Below are 17165 nucleotides of genomic sequence, written 5' to 3'. Positions count from 1 at the left end.
GGCGTCAGCGTCGCCGTCAGCACCACGAAAGAGCCCCGCTCCGGGTGACCCGGGCGGGGCTCTGACGTGCTGTGCACTCGGCAGGATTCGAACCTGCAACCTTCTGATCCGTAGTCAGATGCTCTATCCGTTGAGCTACGAGTGCGGGGCTGCTTCGCGGCGGTTTGGGCCGGTCGGCGTTGCGGTGACAACATTACATGAGGTCGGGCGGGACGTGAAATCGGTAAACGGGGCGGGCGGGGAAAGGGGCCGGGAACGGGGAAACCCCGCCGTCCGAGGGGACGAGCGGGGCTCCGGAGAAGGTGGCGGAGGCGGAGGGATTTGAACCCTCGATGGACGGTAAAGCCCAAACCGCATTAGCAGTGCGGCGCCATAGACCGGACTAGGCGACGCCTCCTGGTGCAACCCGGGTGAGCGGGTGCGTGTGCAGATGATGGCACAGCCCTGCGGGCTGCGACCAATCGCAGACTACGGTACAAGGCCGCCGGTCGGGAGAGCAAAGGGGTTGGCCCGGGCGGAGCGGAGGAAGTGGGGCCCGGGCGGGGGCGGCGCGCCCACGAATGGGTGAAATGGGCAGGTTGCGGTGCTCTCGCACGATAAGGAGAGGCATGCTTCCAGTCAGCCCCCGCGTCAGTTCCCAGCGCCGCCAGGCCCGCCCCCTGGCCGGCACTCCCGCCGGCCCCAGCTCCAGCCCCGGCCCCGCGCGTCACCCCGCGCGCCGCCACACCCCCCGCCGCACCGGCCTCGCCGTCGGCGCCCTCGGCCTCGCCGCCCTCGGCCTGCTGCTGGCCGCAGGGACCGCCGGGGCCATCGGCCTGCCCCGGCCCGGCTACGTCGGCCTCGCGGACCGCCTCACCGTCACGTATGACAGCGGCGACGGGCAGCCCGCCACCCGCACCCTGCACTGCGGCGCCCTCTGGCGGACGGAGGCCAGCGCGGAGGAGCAGAACGCCTGCGGGCGGCTCGACGAGCTGGGCGGCCCGCTGGCGCCCGTACGGACCGGGCAGATGTGCTCGATGATCTACGGCGGCCCCCAGACCGCCCACGTCACCGGCAGCTGGCACGGCAGGCCCGTCGACGAGTCGTACCGCAGGACCGACGGCTGCGAGGTCGCCCGCTGGAACCGCATGATGCCCGCGCTCCCCTCCCCCACCTCCGGCGTCCCCGGCGGCCCGCCCGCGCTCGCGGCGTAAGCCCGACCCTCGCGGCGCAAGCCCAACCGGGTTCGAGGCACGGCCCGCGGCCCGAACCGAGCCGGCGGCCAAGGGCGTGCCCCACGAGGTCCGCTACCTGCATCCGGCCGGGATCGCGCCGCGCGGCCGCAAGCAACGCGTGGCCAGGGCGCGCCCCCGCGAGGGCCGGCGTCCATCCGGGCCGCGCCACCGCCCAAGCCCGGCCCGGGCCAAGTGCCCCCGCGAACCCCGAAGCGCCGTCCCGTGACCGGGCCCGCCCGCCCGGTCACGGGACGGTCCGTCCCACCCGTGACGCACACCACACAAACCCCGCACATATCCGAACCCCTATACGCACAGCCCCACATGGGCATCCGAGACCGCGCCCGGGAGCCCGACCCGTACACTCGGTCTAGTGACATGTCCCGGGGGTGGCGGCAAGATGGGCCGCCCGTGAAGACAGCCGACGGCGCCGGCGGGAGTACGCCGTGCGCGGCAGGCCGCCCGGGGCAAGAACAGCAGCGGTAAGCAGAGAGGACGCGTCTCGTGAGCAGCAGGCCATCCAGAGGCGCTGCTCGCCTCGCTTCCATACTCGACGCCCTCCCCGACGCGCTGCTGCTGGTCGACGTCAACGGCACTGTGGTGAACGCGAACGCGATAGCGCTGGAGACCTTCGAGTCGCCCGGGACCGGCCTGGTCGGGCGGGGCCTGCTCGACCTGTTGCCGTCGTTCGACTCCAAGCGCATCCCCGGGTCGATGCGCAGCCCGCGCGAAGCCGCCGAGGACACCCGCACGAAGCCGACCCGGATGGTCGCGCGGCGCACCGACGGGACGGAATTCCCGGTCGAGGTGACCAGCGCCAACCTGGAGAACGGCCGCAGCCCGTACGCCGACTACGGCGACGGGGTGCCGCACTACACCGGCGACGAACTGCTCATGCTGGTGGTCCGCGACCTGACCGGGACGATGGACACCGAGGCCGAACTCGCCCGCCAGCAGCGGCAGACCGAGATGATCCTGCGGGCCGCGGCCGAAGGCGTCGTCGGGGTCGACACGGCCGGCAAGGTCGTCCTGGTCAATCCGTCAGCCGCGCAGATCCTCGGCTACCGGGCCACCGACCTGGGCGGCAAGGAACTGCACCCGCTGGTGCACCATTCGCGGCCGGACGGCAGCCCGCTGGCGTACGAGGAGACCCCGCTCGCCGACACGCTGCGCAGCGGGCGCAAGCACCGGGTGCGCGGGCAGGTGCTGTGGCGCAAGGACGGCAGACCGGTGCCGGTCGATCTGACGACGGCGCCGGTGCGGGACGGCGACCAGCTGGTCGGCGCGGTGATGACCTTCACCGACCGTTCGGCGTACGACGCGCTGGCCGCCCGCAGCGGGCAGTTGAGCGCGCTGCTCGACACCTCGCTGCGCGGGCCGCTGGCCGAGCTGCGGAGCGAGCTGACCGGGCTCGCCGCCGACCCGGCCGGGCAGTTGTGGCCCGAGGCCAACCAGATTCTGCACCACCTGTCCGCCGGCTACGCCCGGATCACCACCCTCATCGACAATGTGCTGGCCTTCCAGCGGCTCGACCGCGGCGAGGACAAGCTGCACCGCGAGGACATCGGGCTCGACCAGGTGATCGCTGCGGCCATCGATGGCGCGACCGAGCTGATCGGGCCGGGGCGGGCGCAGTTCGCGGTGCACGCGCCGCCGATCGAGGCGTCGGTGGACGGCGAGCGGATGGCGCAGGCCCTCGCCCACCTGGTCGCGGACGTCGCCGGCGTCGACTCGGCGGGCAACGCCATCGCCTACGCGGGCGACTCCACGATCGTGGTGGCCGCGGCCCAGCGCGGTGACGTGATACGGATCGACGTACGCGGCCCGCACGCCGGCGGCGACCCGGTGCATCTGCCGCTGGCCCGCGGCATCGTGGAGCGGCACGGCGGTGTGCTGCAGACCCACGAGGTGCCCGGCCAGGGCAGCGCCTACGTCCTGGAGGTGCCGGCCGGCAAGGGCGGCGGCGGCCGTACGCGGCAGGCACGCGAGAAGGACGACGCCCCGGGCGCCGAGGACCAGGGCGGTACGCGTACGGGCGGCGGCGCGCGGGCGGCCGACACGGGCGAGCAGGCCCGCGACTCCGAGACCACCGTGATGCCGCTGCCGTCGCAGCCCGCTCGCGGCACGCAGGGCCAGGAGGCGCCCGGCGCCCGCAAGCCGGCCGACGACGCCGCGTCCTGGCCCGCACCCGGCACCCCGGACCAGGGCGGCAGGACCGACGACCAGGACGCCTCCGGCGCGCCGACCGGGCGCCGGCGCGCGCTGCGCAGGCCCGAGGGCCGCCCCGCCCCCGTGGAGGCGGCGCCAGCGCCCCAGCAGCCCACAGGACGCCGCCGGGCCCGTAGCGACGAGCCCCAGGGCCGGGCCCCAGAGCGCGCCGAACTGCCCGCCGTGCCCATCCCCAACGCCCTCCCGCCGGCCGGCGCCGACGCCGCCCCCGAGGGCACCGGGCGCCGGGCGGTCCGCCGTGCCGTCGAACCCCCCGCCGCACCGGCCCAGCCGCAGCCGCAGCCCCAGCCGGTCCAGCCCCAGCAGCCGGTCCAGCCCGCGCCGCAGTCCTGGCCGGACGCCGGCCGCACCGCACCGCCCAACCCGCAGGCCTGGCCGAGCGCGGCCACCCCGCCGGCCCCGCCCGCACCGCAGGCCCCGTCACCGGCACAGCCCGCGGCGCCCGAGGGCCGCGCGGAGCCGGGTTCGGGCTCGGGCGGCACGTCCCGCCCCGCCCTTCCCCCGGCCACCGACTGGCCGCCCGCCCAGGGCACCCGCCCGGCTCCGGCGACGCCCCCGCCGCCGCCCACCGCGCCGGGTGTCCCGCAGCAGGATCCGTCGCACAGCACGTACGGCCGTGCCATAAGCGTGCGCACCCTCGGCCAGGGCGCCCCCTTCTCGCACCGGCCCGAGGGCGCGCAGGACCCGCAGACCCAGACGCAGGCGGTCGAGGCGCACAGCCCGCAGGGTCTGCCCGCGCAGGTCGCGGCGGGCGGTTCCGGGCGCCGCCGCAGGCTCAACCCGGACCGGGTGGGCGCCGACGGCGAGCCGTCGAGCCGCAGCCTGATCCAGCAGGTGCCGAGCCAGCCCCAGGCGCCCGGCCCCGGCGGCGAGACGCAGGCCCGCCAGCACCCGCAGGCGGACCCGGACAGCGGGCAGTTGCCGGTACGGCGCCCGGAGGCGCCGACGGCCCCCGAGGAGGAGACGGCCCTGCTGCGCCCGGTCCCGCCGGAGCCCGCGCAGGCGCCCGGCAGGTCGTACGCGATAGGCGCGCCGGCGGAGGGCGCCGACGAGGGCCCCGAGCCGCTCGACGGGCCGAACGGCGCCGTCGACGTCACTGATGTGCCCGACGCGCCCGACGACCGCGTCGAGGAGCCGCTGGACGAGCCGCGCCGGCTGCTCGTATGGCCCGAGCCGGACGTCTCGACCCGGCAGGCGCTGACCGATCGCGGCTATCGTCCGGTGATCGTACGGTCGCGCGAGGAGGTCGACGCGCAGGTCGCGGAGCCGCCGGCCGCGCTGTTCGTGGACCCGCTGACCGGGCCGATCACCAGGACCGCGCTCCAGGCGCTGCGGCAGGCCGCCGCGGCGGCTGACGTACCCGTCCTGGTGACCGCGGGGCTCGGGCAGGCGACCAGGGAGGCCGCCTATGGCGCCGACCCGGCTGTCCTGCTCAAGGCGCTGGCGCCGCGCGACAGCGAGCAGCATCCGCCGCGGGTGCTGCTGGTCGAGGGCCACGAGCCGATCGCGCAGGCCTTCGCGGCGACGCTCGAGCGGCGCGGGATGCAGGTCGCGCACGCGAGTTCCGAGGCCGAGGCGATGACGAAGGCGGCGCAGGTCCACCCGAATCTGGTGGTGATGGACCTGATGCTGATCCGCCGCCGCAGGCAGGGCATCGTGGACTGGCTGCGCGGGCACTCCCGGCTGAACAACACCCCGCTGGTCGTCTACACCTCCGCCGACATAGACCCGGCGGAACTGCCGCGGCTGGCGTCCGGCGAGACGGTGCTCTTCCTCGCGGAGCGCTCGACCAGCACGGATGTGCAGTCCAGGATCGTGGACCTGCTCGGCAAGATCGGCACCTGAGCGGCCCGGTCCGTACGCCCCGGCCCGCGCGTCGGTCCGCCGTACCGGGCCGTGGCCTGGGACGTACCCGTACCCGTACGCGGCGGACCGCCGGCCGCGTACGGGTGAAGGGCCAACACCCGCCTAGAGCTGCGTGACGTCCAGCTCGCCGTCCGCGTAGGACTTACGGATGACCTTCTTGTCGAATTTGCCGACGCTGGTCTTCGGCACCGTCGGAATGACCGCCCAGCGCTCGGGGACCTGCCAGCGGGCGATCCGGGTGGCGAGGAAGTCGCGCAGCTCGGCGTAACCGGTGGTCGCGCCCTCGCGCAGGACGACGGTGGCCAGCGGGCGCTCGCCCCACTTGTCGTCGGGCACGGCCACGACCGCCGCTTCGGCGACGTCGGGGTGGGCCATCAGCTCGTTCTCCAGCTCGACCGAGGAGATCCACTCGCCGCCGGACTTGATGACGTCCTTGGCGCGGTCGGTGAGGGTGAGGAAGCCGTTGGGCGAGATGACGCCGACGTCGCCGGTACGCAGCCAGCCGTCCGGGCTGAACTTGTCGTCGGGGCGCAGCGGCTCCTCGCCGGCGCCGCCGTAGTACGCCCCGGCGATCCACGGGCCGCGGACCTCCAGTTCGCCGGCGGACTTGTTGTCCCAGGGCATCACCGAGCCGTCGGGGCCGATCAGGCGGGGCTCGACGGAGGCCGGGAAGCGGCCCTGCGAGAAGCGGTACGCCCACTCCTCCTCGTCGCTGGCACCGGCGGGCGGCAGCGCGACCGTGCCCAGCGGCGACGTCTCGGTCATGCCCCAGGCGTGGCAGAGCTGCACGCCCAGCTGCTCGTCGAAGGCCTTCATCAGCGCGGGCGGGCAGGCGGAGCCGCCGATGGTCACCCGCTTCAGCGAGCTGACATCGCGCGGCTTGGCGGTCAGCTCGGCCAGCAGTCCCTGCCAGATGGTGGGCACCGCCGCGGAGTGCGTGGGCCGCTCGCTCTCGATCATCTCGGCGAGCGGGGCCGGCTGGAGGAACCGGTCGGGCATCAGCAGATTGACCCCGCTCATGAAGGCCGCGTGCGGCAGCCCCCACGCGTTGACGTGGAACATCGGGACGACCGGCAGCGTCGTGTCGTGGTCGGTGAGACCCATCGACTCCACGGAGTTGACCTGCATCGAGTGCAGGTAGACCGAGCGGTGCGAATAGACCACGCCCTTCGGGTCACCGGTGGTGCCCGAGGTGTAGCACATGGCGGCGGCGGTGAGTTCGTCCAGCTCAGGCCACGCGTACGTGTCCGGGCGGCCGGCCAGCAGCTCCTCGTAGTCGTGCACGGCGGGGCGGCAGCCGTCCAGCAGGGCGCGGTCGCCCGGGCCGACGACCACGATGTGCTCCAGCGGCTCCAGGCGCGGCAGCAGCGGGGCGAGCAGCGGCAGCAGGGACCCGTTGACCAGGACCACGCGGTCGGCGGCGTGGTTGACGATCCAGGCCAGCTGGTCGGCGGGCAGCCGCAGATTGAGGGTGTGCAGGACCGCGCCCATGGAGGGGATGGCCAGATACGCCTCCAGGTGCTCCGCGTTGTTCCACATCAAGGTGGCCACCCGGTCGCCCTCGGACACGCCGAGCCCGTCGCGCAGGGCGTTCGCCAGCTGGACCGCGCGGACGCCCACCTCGCGGAAGGTGCGGCGCTGCGGTTCGCCGTCCCCGGTCCAGGTCGTCACCCGGGACCTGCCGTGCACCAGCGTCCCGTGCACGAGGATGCGGGTCACGGTCAGCGGTACGTCCTGCATGGTGCTCAGCACAGCGGGCCTCCGGCGGCTACATGAGGTCGGCGAGGTCGGTATCCCGCGATTGTGGTGGCATGCCGGTCGGTATGTCACTACCCCGCACGACCGCCCGCACCGACGTCCGCGCGGACCCTTGCCGGGCTTGGCGGCAGACGCTCAGCGGGGCCGGGGGCGACCAGACCCTCAGCGGGGCCGGGCGGTCAGGCCACGCACAGCTCCAGCTCGGGGTCGTCGCGCAGCTTGCCCAGGGCGCGCGACACCGCGCTCTTGACGGTGCCGATCGAGACGCCCATCGCCTCGGCGGTCTGCGCCTCGCTCATGTCCTCGTAGTAGCGGAGCACCACCATGGCGCGCTGGCGCGGGGGGAGCCGGGCTATCGCGCGCAGCAGGGCGTCGCGCTGCGCCTGCTGCTCGGTGAGGTCGGGGGCGCCGCCGGCCGGCGGCTCGGGCAGCTCGTCGGTGCTGAATTCGTCGACCTTGCGCTTGCGCCACTGCGACGTCCTGGTGTTGACCAGGGTGCGGCGCACGTAGCCGTCGACGGCCCGGTGGTCGTCGATCCGGTCCCAGGCCAGATACGTCTTGGTCAGCGCGGTCTGCAGCAGGTCCTCCGCGTCGGCGGGGTTGGGGGTCAGGGAGCGCGCGGTGCGCAGCAGCGTCGGGCCCTTGGTGCGTACGTAGGTCGTGAACTGCTTCGTGCTGGCGCTGGGGCACACAGGCGTGGTCATGGCTCCACGCTAGAAGGCGCGGGACATCAGCGGATCGGCCGCAGGTGCCGAAGCGGGATCACTCTCAGGTCGTAGGGCGGGGGCTTTCCCCACCTCCCGAGGGGGGAGCCGCGGGGCGGTGTCCCGCAGGGGATGCACCTGAGGTCGTCCGGGGGACGGTATATCCGGCCCGGATGCCTGCCCTCCCGGGGAAGGGTACGCCCGCGCTCCGGCCGCAGGGTCTGCCCGGTCGTCGGTCCGCACGTCGGGCAGTCCGGCAGCCCGCCAGCCCGCCAGCCCGCCAGCCCGCCAGCCCGCCAGCCCGCCAGCCCGCCAGCCCGCCAGCCGTCACCTTAAGCCGCCGGCCCGCCCTGCCGTCAGCCCGTCAGTCGACGACGGCGACCGGGGCGTCGAGCAGGTCGCGGTCGATGGTCAGCTTCTTGCCGCCGTACGACTCGGTGACGCTGCCGGCGTACTGGTGGATACGGGCGTGCGACGCCCACGCGCTGTCGCTGAGCGCCGGTTCGTTCGTCAGCGTGGCGCTGACGCCCCAGCGGGCGTACCAGACGGCGTCCGGCAGGTCGGCGGTGCCGGCCTCGCGGGCGGTCTCCAGGTGCTTGATGCCGGAGTCGGCGCTGCTGTAGAAGCCGGCCAGATAGCCCGCGGCCCGCACCTGGCGGTCCCAGCCGCGCAGGAAGGTCAGGGTCGCGGCGGCGCAGCTCGTGTCGCCGATGTCGTACGCCTCCATGTCGAGGTAGAGCGCGCTGCCCTTGCCCAGGCCCAGCGCCTTGGCGCTGCTGACCGCGTCCTCGCCCTCGGTGCCGCCCTGGTCCGCGGCCCGGTCCGGGTCGATGCGGTAGGGGTTCTTGTTGGAACCGTTGACGCAGGGGCTCTGCGAGCCGACGTAGATCGGCAGCAGGCTCCATCCCGCGTCGGTGGTCTGCCGCACCCAGTCGGTGGTCAGGTTGGCCTGGCTGCTGCACGCGCGGGCCCGCCCGCCGAAGTAGATGCCGACGGCCCCGTAGGCGGAGGACGCCCGCCACGCCCGCATCGTCGCGAGGTCCGGGGCCTGGCAGGTGTCGAAGCCGCGGCCCTGGAAAATACGGGGTGCGGTGTCCCCCCGGTCCGCGGCGACGACGCCGGATTCGGCGGCGGCGCTCGCCACGGGGACCAGCAGACCGATCAGCGTCAGGGTGGCGGCCAGCAGGCGATGCACATAACGGATAAGGATACTTTTTTCGCTCATTCATTGAGTGAACGGGGCGAACAGTCCCGTATCGCGGAGACACGCCGCCGGACACCCGTCCGCGGCGGTCTTCCGGACCAGCGTCCCGCCGGACCGGGTTCGGGTGGGCGGTCCCGGATCCAGGCCGAGGACAACCGTCCACAGCCTGTGGATAACTTCTCGGCAGCTGCGGAACGCCCGGACGACGACGGGCGCGCGACAGCACGGGGATGCCGTCGCGCGCCCTGCTTCGGGGTTCAGCCGTCCGGCGCGTCGGCAGCGGCTTCTCCTGAGGGTCACCAGAGCGGCGAGAAATGGATGTCGGCGGCACCCTGGTCGATGGCCGTGAAGCCGGCACCGGCGACGCTCGCCGTGTTGTTCTGGTTCGACGCACCGGCGCCGGTGGCGCCCTGCTGAGTCGTCGTCACATTGCCGAGGTCGGTCCCGCCCGCGTCGCCACCGGAGTTGCTGACCACTGCCGCGTTCGAATCGCCACCCGCGAAAGCGCCGTCGTCAGCCACGGCCGCGCCCGCGAACAGCACCGCCGCGAAAGGCAGTACCGCCACGGCGGCCAGGACACGGACGCCACGGATGCTTGCCATGGTGTTCCCTCCCAGGAGACAGAGTTTCCGAACTCGGACCTGCTGTCTGCGGTGGGGTGGCCGGCCGGCCACCCCACCTGTCGCTCTGACGGCGTCGCCGAATCCAGACTTGCCCATCACCTCCGTGCCGGACGCGCCTGGTTGATCCGCTTCCCCCGCACGCGTGACGATCTGTCGACAAACCTCCGCGGTGCCCTTTTTCGTGGCACTCGTCGCACTGAGGCACCCGCCGCACGCCTCCCGTGGCGGGTTCCGAGCCCGGCCTGCCGGGTCCGCCACACGGGAGGCCGGCGCGTTACGGCAGAGCCGCCCGGTCAGCGGGCCTGCTGGAGCCAGTCCCGGTAGTGCGTGGGCGCGAGGTGCGCGTCGGGCCCCGCGATGAGGGCGTCGCCGCCGACCGCCGCGAACATCCCGGCCTGGTCGTCGGTGACGACCTCCCGGCCGTCGCCCTGCGCCGCCAGCGTGACCTTGCCCAGTTCGTCGAGCCGGAAGACATCAGGACCCGCGATGTCACGGATGCCCCGCAGCGGCGTACCGGTGGCGACCTCGACGACCGCGGCGACGACGTCAGCCGCGGCGATCGGCTGGATACGGGTCGCGGGCAGCCGTACGGTCCGGGCGTCGGCGGTCCAGGACAGGACCGCGTCGATGAACTCGAAGAACTGCGTCGCGCGCACAATGGAGTACGGCGTCGGCCCCTGCCGGAGCAGGTCCTCCTGCAAGGTCTTGGCCCGGTAGTAGTCCAGCGCGGGCACCTGGTCCACGCCGACGATCGACAGGACGACCTGGTGCCGGACGCCGGCCTTCTCGCCCGCGGCGAGCAGGTTGTCCACCGAGGTGCGGAAGAAGTCCAGCGACGCCTCGTCGAAGGTCGGTGAGTTCGACAGGTTGACCACGGTGTCGGCACCTTCCAGTGCCTGGTCCAGGCCCTTCCCGGTGATCAGGTCGACCCCGGTGGACTGCGCCGCGGGCGTGGCCTGGTGCCCGGCCTCGGTGAGCCTCCTGACCACCTGCGAGCCGATCAGTCCGGTACCGCCGATGACGGTGAGCTTCATTGCTGCCACCTTTCACGGCGTGCCGCCGGGCCCGCCGGGGTCGAGGACTCTTCAACTCGGACACTTCTTATCCGGGATAATAGTCGGATAGTCTTTGCCCGAGTCAAGCTCCGGGGCAGGGTGCCGGTCGAGGACCTGGTCGAGGACCTGGTCGAGGACCTGGTCGAGGACCTGGTCGAGGACCTGGTCGAGGACCGAGTCAGGCTCCGAGCCGAGCCGAGCGGAGGGAGTGGTGCGGCCATGAAGTTGTCCGGCGGAGTCGAGTGGGCGCTGCACTGCTGCACCGTCCTGACCGCGGCAACGGACCCGGTCCCCGCGGCGCGCCTCGCGGAGCTGCACGACGTCTCGGCCAGCTACCTGGCCAAGCAGCTCCAGGCGCTCTCCCGCGCCGGCCTCGTGGACTCCGTCCAGGGCAAGGCGGGCGGATACGTCCTGACCAGGGCCGCCGACCGGATCACCGTCCTCGACGTCGTCCAGGCCGTCGACGGCCCCCAACCCGCCTTCACCTGCACCGAGATCCGCCAGCGCGGCCCCCTGGCCGCACCCCCCGAAGCCTGCTCCCGCCCCTGCGCCATCTCCCGCGCGATGGCCACCGCGGAGGCCGCCTGGCGCGACGCCCTGCGGGCCATATCCATCGCCGACCTCGCCGCGAGCGTCACCGGCGACTACGGGCCCGCGACGATGACGGGCATCGGCACCTGGCTGTCCCACCCGCCGCCCGCGGCGCCCTGAGCCGCTGTCAGTGGCCCTGGCGATGAGGGGCGTACGCGGTCCTAACGGCTGAGGACTGCTCTCAGCCGGTCACACACCGTCTCGACCTCGGCCTTGTCCGGGAGCAGGCCGCGGTTGAACATGGCCATTTGCAGCGCGGGCCCGTAGGCGTCGTGCTCGGCCATGTCCGGCGCGAGGGCGGGCTGCACGACGAAGTGAATGTGCCCGGGAACCGCGCCGGCGTGCGACCAGAGACAGACGTAGACCTGCTCGGGCTCCATCACGGCAGTGACCGCGGCGCTGACCCGAGCCAGCAACGGCCCCAACTCGGCGGCCTCGTCCGGCGTCAATTCCGCAATGTGCAGCACATGCCTGACCGGCTTGACGACGAGCGTCCCCACTCCCAACGGCCCGACGCAGTGCTCCACCACCCAAGTCCCGCCCCGCACCACCGTCCCCCCTGGCAGGTCCACGACCCCTGCCGTAAGGTCACACGCCACACACCTCTCACCGCCCACGGCGCCTTCCCCTTTTTCGAACGGCCTTGGGGCGGAGTGTGCCACGGCCCCGCCAGGTGGCGGGGCCTGACCGCGTCAGCACGGGCCTTCCCGGAGCAGGCGCCGCAGGCCGGACGGACGGTGTACGCCCCACGCGGCACCGGTTGAGGATGCCGCGCGGGCGGGGCGCTACTCCCAGGGCACCCAACTGCTGGACACGAAGGTGATACGGCTGACCAGGCCCCCCGCCTTGAAGGCGGGCCAGCAGTGCAACGGTGACCCGCAGCGGGTCGCCGCGATGTCCTTGCCGGTCACCAGGTCCACCTGGAGCAGGACGCCGGATGCCGGGTCGATCAGGAGCCGCGTGGTCATCGAGTCCACCGTTGAACTGATCTCCGTGCCGCTGCGGCCCAGCGCGTCCTTGCGCGTACCGTCCACCCGCACGCCGTCGAAGTCGGCGAGCACCCGGTAGATCGCGGTCCGCTGCTGCGGGCTCAGCGGGGAACCACCCAGCACCATGGACACGTTGACGAACGCCTGCGCATCCGTGATCCCCCTGGTCAGCCGGTCCCGCAATTCCGCCGGGTCGGTCGGGAGGTCGTCCAGATCTACACGGCCGAAGGGACCGAAGGGGGGAGTCCAGGGGTTGGCAACTCTCCCGGTGTGCCCTTGGGACATCGTCGATGACCCGGTCTGCGGCTGGGACATCGCCCCGGGCACGAAACCGCGTGTGACCACCTTCCAGACCATGTTCTTGCCCCCCTCACCGTCGCCGGGCGCCGCAGCGGACTTGTCCGCCACCGCGTGCAGGAACGCGGCCGCGTCGGCCGTCGCCGCCGGCGGCTTGCCGCCGACGCTGACCGCGGGCAGCACCGCCGCGCCGATCGCCACCGCGGCCACCGTGGCGGCAGCCGCGATCCAGCGCCGACGGAAAGCGCGCCGCACAGGGACGGCGGCCCCGGGGATCTCCTCGCGTTCGACGGCGGCGCGGATCGCCGCCTGGGCCGCCGCGACGACGGACTGCGCCGGCGGCGGTACGTTCCCGGCCGCGGTGAGCCGGTCGGCTCCCGGCAGGTGGCGGCCGAGACCGAACTCGGCGTCGCTCGCGTGGTCGGTGGCCGTACGCCCATGGGTCTTGTCGGTCATGCCGGGTCTCCTGTCAGACGGGGGGTCGGGCCGGCCGCCATGGCCGGGGCGAGGGCGTCGCGCAGGCGGGCGCGGGCGCGGTGCAGCCGGGAGCGGGCGGTGCCCTGGGGTATGCCGACGACGGCGGCGGCCTCCGCCGGGGTGAGCTCCTCCCAGATCACCAGCAGCAGCAGCTCCCGCTCCACGGAGGGGAGTTCGCGCAGAATCCGCCGGATCAACGGCGCGACCGCAGCCGCGTCGAGACGCTGGTCGACCGCCTGCCAGGGGTCGGCGCCCTGATCGGCGGCCGGTTCGGCGCCGGTTGACCCGGTCAGCGGTTCCGCGGCCCGCCAGTGCGCGGTCAGCACGTGCCGGGCGACCCCGAACAACCAGGCCCTGGCCGTACCGCGGTCCGGGTCGAAGCCCGCCCGCCCCGCGAAGGCCCGCAGCCACACCTCGGCCAGCAGGTCGTCCGCGGCGGCGGGCGCCCGCCGGGCCAGATAGCCGTGCAGGGCCGCCGAATGACGCGCGACCAGCGGTTCGAAGGCCGCCGGGTCCCCGGCCGACGCGGCGAGTACGGCGTCGTCGTCCCCCGGCCCCGGACCGCCCCCGGGGCAGTCGGCCCCGCTCCCCCTGATGTCCTTGTGCATCACCTCTCCGCATCCGGCCGGTGTCCCAGCCACACCCTCTACTTGCCGCCCCGGCCCGAAGCGTTCGCGCAGCCCGCAGCGCGCGGTCTCCATGGGCGGTCGCTGGACGACGGGTAGCACGTCGGGCAGCCTCGGGTGTCTCGCGGGTAACGCGCCAGTGTCGCTGCCACCACGACAGCCGTCAGGGCCCCTCCGCGACCACGGTCATCAGACCCCTTGGCGCAGGTCGGACGTCGGCTGACCGGTACGCCGCCCCTTCGTCACCACCGCCGCGCCCTGCCCGCGCCCCGCGGTACCCCCTCGGTGCCGGGCGCTGCGCCCCCAGCAGCGTGCCGCTCTCCACCGAAAGCCACGGTCGACTGACACAGGGCGACGCCCTCATCTCCCCTCCCCGCACGCCCCCAGCGCCCCGGAACCAGACCGCGCGCCGAATCCGGTCCACACCCGGTCCAGACGCCGAGAACGACGGCGGGATACGGGCGGCCGTACGCGAGACGCCGGACACACCGATGGGGTGCCCCGGATTCCGGGGCACCCCATCTACCAGCTACTTCGCTGACCTGGCGGAGGCTGTGGGATTTGAACCCACGGTGACATCGCTGCCACGACGGTTTTCAAGACCGCCCAGCTGAGCGCCAGCACGCAGTCGGTGACCTGCCGCGATACCGCATGTGCCGCTTGGCGGAACGGGGTCCGGGCCACAGGTTGACCACAGGACCGGGAAGCACGCACCTGCAAGCGGGGGGAGCACGTGGCAGCCACACCGTGGCAGGCGGAGTGAATGCAAACAGCCCCGCGGGTGCGGGGAGCACTCGGCGGCCAGACGGTAGCGCTGCCCGATCCGGGGAACAGCCCCGCGGGCGCGAGGAGCACTCCTTGCCGACCTCGACGGCGTTCAGGCCGAGGGGAACAGCTTCGCGGGCGCGGGGAGCACCAGTGTGGGCCTGCCCCGAGTGCTCCCCGGTCGGGAACAGCCCCGCGGGCGCGAGGAGCACAGCAAGGCCGACAAGCTCGGGGTGGGTGCGTCGGGAACAGCCCCGCGGGCGCGGGGAGCACGCCGCGGTGATCTCGGCAGCGGTCAAGCCGCCGGGAACAGCCCGCGGGCGCGGGGAGCACCGGAGGGCACCCAGCGGTGCCCGTCGCCGGGCGGGAACAGCCCCGCGGGCGCGGGGAGCACACGCCGTGGCGAAGGGTGGCCGGCCCGAAGGCGGGAACAGCCCCGCGGGCGCGGGGAGCACTTCTGCGACCTCGGGCCGACCGTCACCACAGAGGGAACAGCCCCGCGGGCGCGGGGAGCACCGGGTCATCAACCGCCATCGTCTCTCCCGGTTGGGAACAGCCCCGCGGGCGCGGGGAGCACGGTTGGGCGGTTCAATGATCAGCTCGTACACGGGGAACAGCCCCGCGGGCGCGGGGAGCACACTCGCCAGCTCGCGGCCCGCGGGCGCGGTGGGGGAACAGCCCCGCGGGCGCGGGGAGCACTTCGGCATGGGTCACCCCCCCCTCGGCTCGTTTGGGAACAGCCCCGCGGGCGCGGGGAGCACCACGAAGGCCTCGGGGATCCCCAGCAACGCCCGGGAACAGCCCCGCGGGCGCGGGGAGCACGCCAGGACGCCGATGATGATCAGCGTGATCGGGGGAACAGCCCCGCGGGCGCGGGGAGCACTCGGTGGGGTCGCCGACCCACGTGGCGAAACCGGGAACAGCCCCGCGGGCGCGGGGAGCACATCTGGTGCGAGGGCGGCCGGACGAACTGCTCGGGAACAGCCCCGCGGGCGCGGGGAGCACTCCCGGTCCACCCGGATCTGACCCGTCTCCGGGGGAACAGCCCCGCGGGCGCGGGGAGCACCGTTCTTCCCCCTTGGTGATGGTTGTGGCGGGGGGAACAGCCCCGCGGGCGCGGGGAGCACGGGTTGGTGGCCGCGGTGCGTGACAACCCCGGGGGAACAGCCCCGCGGGCGCGGGGAGCACGCGGGCGCGGTGAGCCGCGGCATCGCCTCGGCGGGAACAGCCCCGCGGGCGCGGGGAGCACACGTCCCCGTCGTAGAACACGGGTGTGTAGGTGGGAACAGCCCCGCGGGCGCGGGGAGCACAGGGCGCGACCTGCGGGTTTACCAGGCCGGGCAGCGGATTTTACTTACTTTCGCCGACTCGGGCATATCCAGCATTACACCCACTCCCCCTGGTGCCGGGAAGGGGCCCCACCCCGAGCCGCCGCGCCCCTCACCGGTTCCCGAACTTCCGCCGCTTCGCGGCCTTGCTCCAGCCTGTCCGGGGCGTGCCCGGGGGCTGTTGGGTGCCGCGGGGGCGGTTCGGGTTGGGGCGGTGGATGAGGGTGAGGCCCTCATGGTCGATGGGGTGCCAGGCGTGGTCGTGGGTGCGGAAGGTGTAGCCCTGTTCCGTGTCCGTCTGGTAGGCGAGCAGAGCGCGGCCCTGATTGGCGTACTGGCGGACTTCCGACCAGAGGATGTCGCGGAGGCGGGCCGTGGGGGTACCGATGAAGACGCCCGGGGAGATCTCCAGCAGCCAGCGGGTGAGGAAGCCGCGCAGGCCGGCCGGGCAGTTGGTGAGGATGATGACGGTCATCGGTGCGGCCTCACCAGATGATCTCGGAGTCGTAGTTGCGGCCGCCCTCGACCTCGACGCCGTGGTCGGACTGGAGGGTGACGCGGTCCGACCCCGCGTCTCCGGAGGTGTCACGCATGCCGTCGTAGCCGAGCAGGTCCTTGATGTCCTGCACGCAACGGTCCAGCAGACGGCCCTTGTTGACGCGGTCGCGCAGCGCGCGACGAGTACGCGCCGTGACGTCCTCGGGGCCTTCGCTGGCCGCGTCGAATGCGGCCGGTATGGCGACATCGGTCTTGTACAGGTCGGCGATGTCGAGGACGAAGGAGCGTTCGTGGCCGGAGTGGACGAATCCGAGCCCGGGTGAGCAGCCGAGGGCAGCCACGACGGCGTGGGCGATGCCGTACATGCACTGGGCGGCTGCCGTCACGCCCTGGTTGGGGGCGTCACCGGCGGAGAAGTCGTCGCGGTGGTAGTCGCGCCGCTGCCAGGGAACGCCGGTCCTGACGGACTCGTCGCGATAGCAGCGCTTCAACCGCCGCCCTTCCATGCTCAGCAGTTCCTGCCGGGTGTGCCCGGATGGGTCCTCGTCGGGGAAGCGCAGCCGATACATCGCGCGGGCGACGTCAAGCCGCCTGCGGGGGTTGGCCCATGCAAGTGCCTGCGCCTCGACCAGGCCCGACGAGCGGGTCAACGCCCGGCCGCCGGCGTAGAAGCGGACGCCGTGCTCGCCGACCCACACGACCCCGGCGCCGGAGTCGCCGAGAACGGTCATCGCCTGGTGGGTGATGCGGGTACCGGGGCCGAGCAGCAGCGTGCCGATCGTCGCGGACGGAATGTGGGTGACCCCGTCCGCGTCCTCGGCAGTGATCGCGTTGTCGTCGCGATGGACGACACATCGCTCCAGGTAGACGAAGGAGATCCGGTCACCGACCCGGGTGAGTTCACGCGGGGTGGCAGCCCCCCGCCGGCCGACGGTGGCCAC

The 17165-nt window shown here is 73.4% G+C and carries 13 protein-coding genes, 2 tRNA genes and 1 CRISPR repeat array; of the genes, 3 read left to right on the top strand and 12 right to left on the bottom strand.

Translation table 11 applies throughout. The features are described 5' to 3' along the window. Positions 1-72 precede the first annotated feature (72 nt). Positions 73-145 (bottom strand) — tRNA-Arg (locus tag OHA86_RS19775). A gap of 158 nt (positions 146-303) precedes the next feature. Further along, positions 304-397 (bottom strand) — tRNA-Ser (locus OHA86_RS19770). Positions 398-608: 211 nt separating this feature from the next. Between OHA86_RS19770 and OHA86_RS19765 the strand changes: the two genes are divergently transcribed. Continuing rightward, entirely contained in the window at positions 609-1193 is a 585-nt protein-coding gene (locus tag OHA86_RS19765; protein WP_329177146.1) for an SSI family serine proteinase inhibitor, read from the top strand. Positions 1194-1718: 525 nt separating this feature from the next. After that, positions 1719-5288: a hybrid sensor histidine kinase/response regulator gene (locus OHA86_RS19760; protein WP_329177144.1), complete on the top strand. Its 3570-nt coding sequence runs from the start codon at positions 1719-1721 to the stop codon at positions 5286-5288. 123 nt (positions 5289-5411) lie between these two features. On the opposite strand, the gene OHA86_RS19755 is transcribed toward OHA86_RS19760, so the two are convergent. From OHA86_RS19755 to OHA86_RS19735, 5 genes are all read right to left on the bottom strand, one after another. Beyond that, the gene (locus OHA86_RS19755; RefSeq protein WP_329177143.1) at positions 5412-7061 is read right to left on the bottom strand and encodes a long-chain fatty acid--CoA ligase; all 1650 of its coding nucleotides are present in this window, start codon (positions 7059-7061) and stop codon (positions 5412-5414) included. Positions 7062-7246: 185 nt separating this feature from the next. Further along, positions 7247-7771: a SigE family RNA polymerase sigma factor gene (locus tag OHA86_RS19750; RefSeq protein ID WP_329177142.1), complete on the bottom strand. Its 525-nt coding sequence runs from the start codon at positions 7769-7771 to the stop codon at positions 7247-7249. A gap of 364 nt (positions 7772-8135) precedes the next feature. Further along, entirely contained in the window at positions 8136-8966 is an 831-nt protein-coding gene (locus tag OHA86_RS19745) for a DUF1906 domain-containing protein (protein WP_329177140.1), read from the bottom strand. Between the two features lie 305 nt (positions 8967-9271). After that, a complete protein-coding gene (locus OHA86_RS19740; protein ID WP_443071776.1) occupies positions 9272-9541 on the bottom strand; it encodes a hypothetical protein in 270 nt (89 codons plus the stop codon). A gap of 350 nt (positions 9542-9891) precedes the next feature. Next, positions 9892-10632, bottom strand: coding sequence for an SDR family oxidoreductase (locus OHA86_RS19735; protein ID WP_329177138.1), 741 nt, complete (start codon positions 10630-10632; stop codon positions 9892-9894). 240 nt (positions 10633-10872) lie between these two features. On the opposite strand from OHA86_RS19735, the gene OHA86_RS19730 reads away from it, so the two are divergent. Next, positions 10873-11364: an RrF2 family transcriptional regulator gene (locus OHA86_RS19730; protein WP_329182478.1), complete on the top strand. Its 492-nt coding sequence runs from the start codon at positions 10873-10875 to the stop codon at positions 11362-11364. Positions 11365-11405: 41 nt separating this feature from the next. Here the strand turns inward: OHA86_RS19730 and OHA86_RS19725 are convergent, their stop codons facing one another. The 5 genes from OHA86_RS19725 to cas1e all read right to left on the bottom strand — a co-directional run bounded on the left by OHA86_RS19725 (position 11406) and on the right by cas1e (position 17165). After that, a complete protein-coding gene (locus OHA86_RS19725) occupies positions 11406-11816 on the bottom strand; it encodes an HIT family protein (RefSeq protein WP_329177137.1) in 411 nt (136 codons plus the stop codon). 213 nt (positions 11817-12029) lie between these two features. Next, entirely contained in the window at positions 12030-12986 is a 957-nt protein-coding gene (locus tag OHA86_RS19720; RefSeq protein ID WP_329177135.1) for a hypothetical protein, read from the bottom strand. Continuing rightward, complete coding sequence (locus OHA86_RS19715) at positions 12983-13615, bottom strand: RNA polymerase sigma factor (protein ID WP_329177133.1); 633 nt, start codon at positions 13613-13615, stop codon at positions 12983-12985. The genes OHA86_RS19720 and OHA86_RS19715 overlap by 4 nt, the downstream gene beginning before the upstream one ends. A gap of 1147 nt (positions 13616-14762) precedes the next feature. Further along, a CRISPR array of direct repeats spans positions 14763-15708; the repeat unit is 29 nt; unit sequence GGGAACAGCCCCGCGGGCGCGGGGAGCAC. Positions 15709-15838: 130 nt separating this feature from the next. Beyond that, positions 15839-16201, bottom strand: a complete 363-nt coding sequence (cas2e, locus tag OHA86_RS19710; RefSeq protein ID WP_329177131.1) for a type I-E CRISPR-associated endoribonuclease Cas2e — start codon at positions 16199-16201, stop codon at positions 15839-15841. Between the two features lie 10 nt (positions 16202-16211). Further along, positions 16212-17165, bottom strand: coding sequence for a type I-E CRISPR-associated endonuclease Cas1e (cas1e, locus tag OHA86_RS19705; RefSeq protein WP_329177129.1), 954 nt, complete (start codon positions 17163-17165; stop codon positions 16212-16214).

It is taken from the genome of Streptomyces sp. NBC_01477 (assembly GCF_036227245.1).
GTDB lineage: Bacteria > Actinomycetota > Actinomycetes > Streptomycetales > Streptomycetaceae > Actinacidiphila.
This window is presented reverse-complemented; position numbering and strand designations above follow the sequence as displayed.

Excerpts from the sequence above, each read along its gene's own strand:
- OHA86_RS19730 (WP_329182478.1), top strand. The coding sequence starts at position 10,873 with ATGAAGTTGTCCGGCGGAGTCGAGTGGGCGCTGCACTGCTGCACCGTC.
- OHA86_RS19750 (WP_329177142.1), bottom strand. The coding sequence starts at position 7,771 with ATGACCACGCCTGTGTGCCCCAGCGCCAGCACGAAGCAGTTCACGACC.
- OHA86_RS19715 (WP_329177133.1), bottom strand. The coding sequence starts at position 13,615 with ATGCACAAGGACATCAGGGGGAGCGGGGCCGACTGCCCCGGGGGCGGT.
- cas2e (WP_329177131.1), bottom strand. The coding sequence starts at position 16,201 with ATGACCGTCATCATCCTCACCAACTGCCCGGCCGGCCTGCGCGGCTTC.
- OHA86_RS19735 (WP_329177138.1), bottom strand. The coding sequence starts at position 10,632 with ATGAAGCTCACCGTCATCGGCGGTACCGGACTGATCGGCTCGCAGGTG.
- OHA86_RS19765 (WP_329177146.1), top strand. The coding sequence starts at position 609 with ATGCTTCCAGTCAGCCCCCGCGTCAGTTCCCAGCGCCGCCAGGCCCGC.
- OHA86_RS19720 (WP_329177135.1), bottom strand. The coding sequence starts at position 12,986 with ATGACCGACAAGACCCATGGGCGTACGGCCACCGACCACGCGAGCGAC.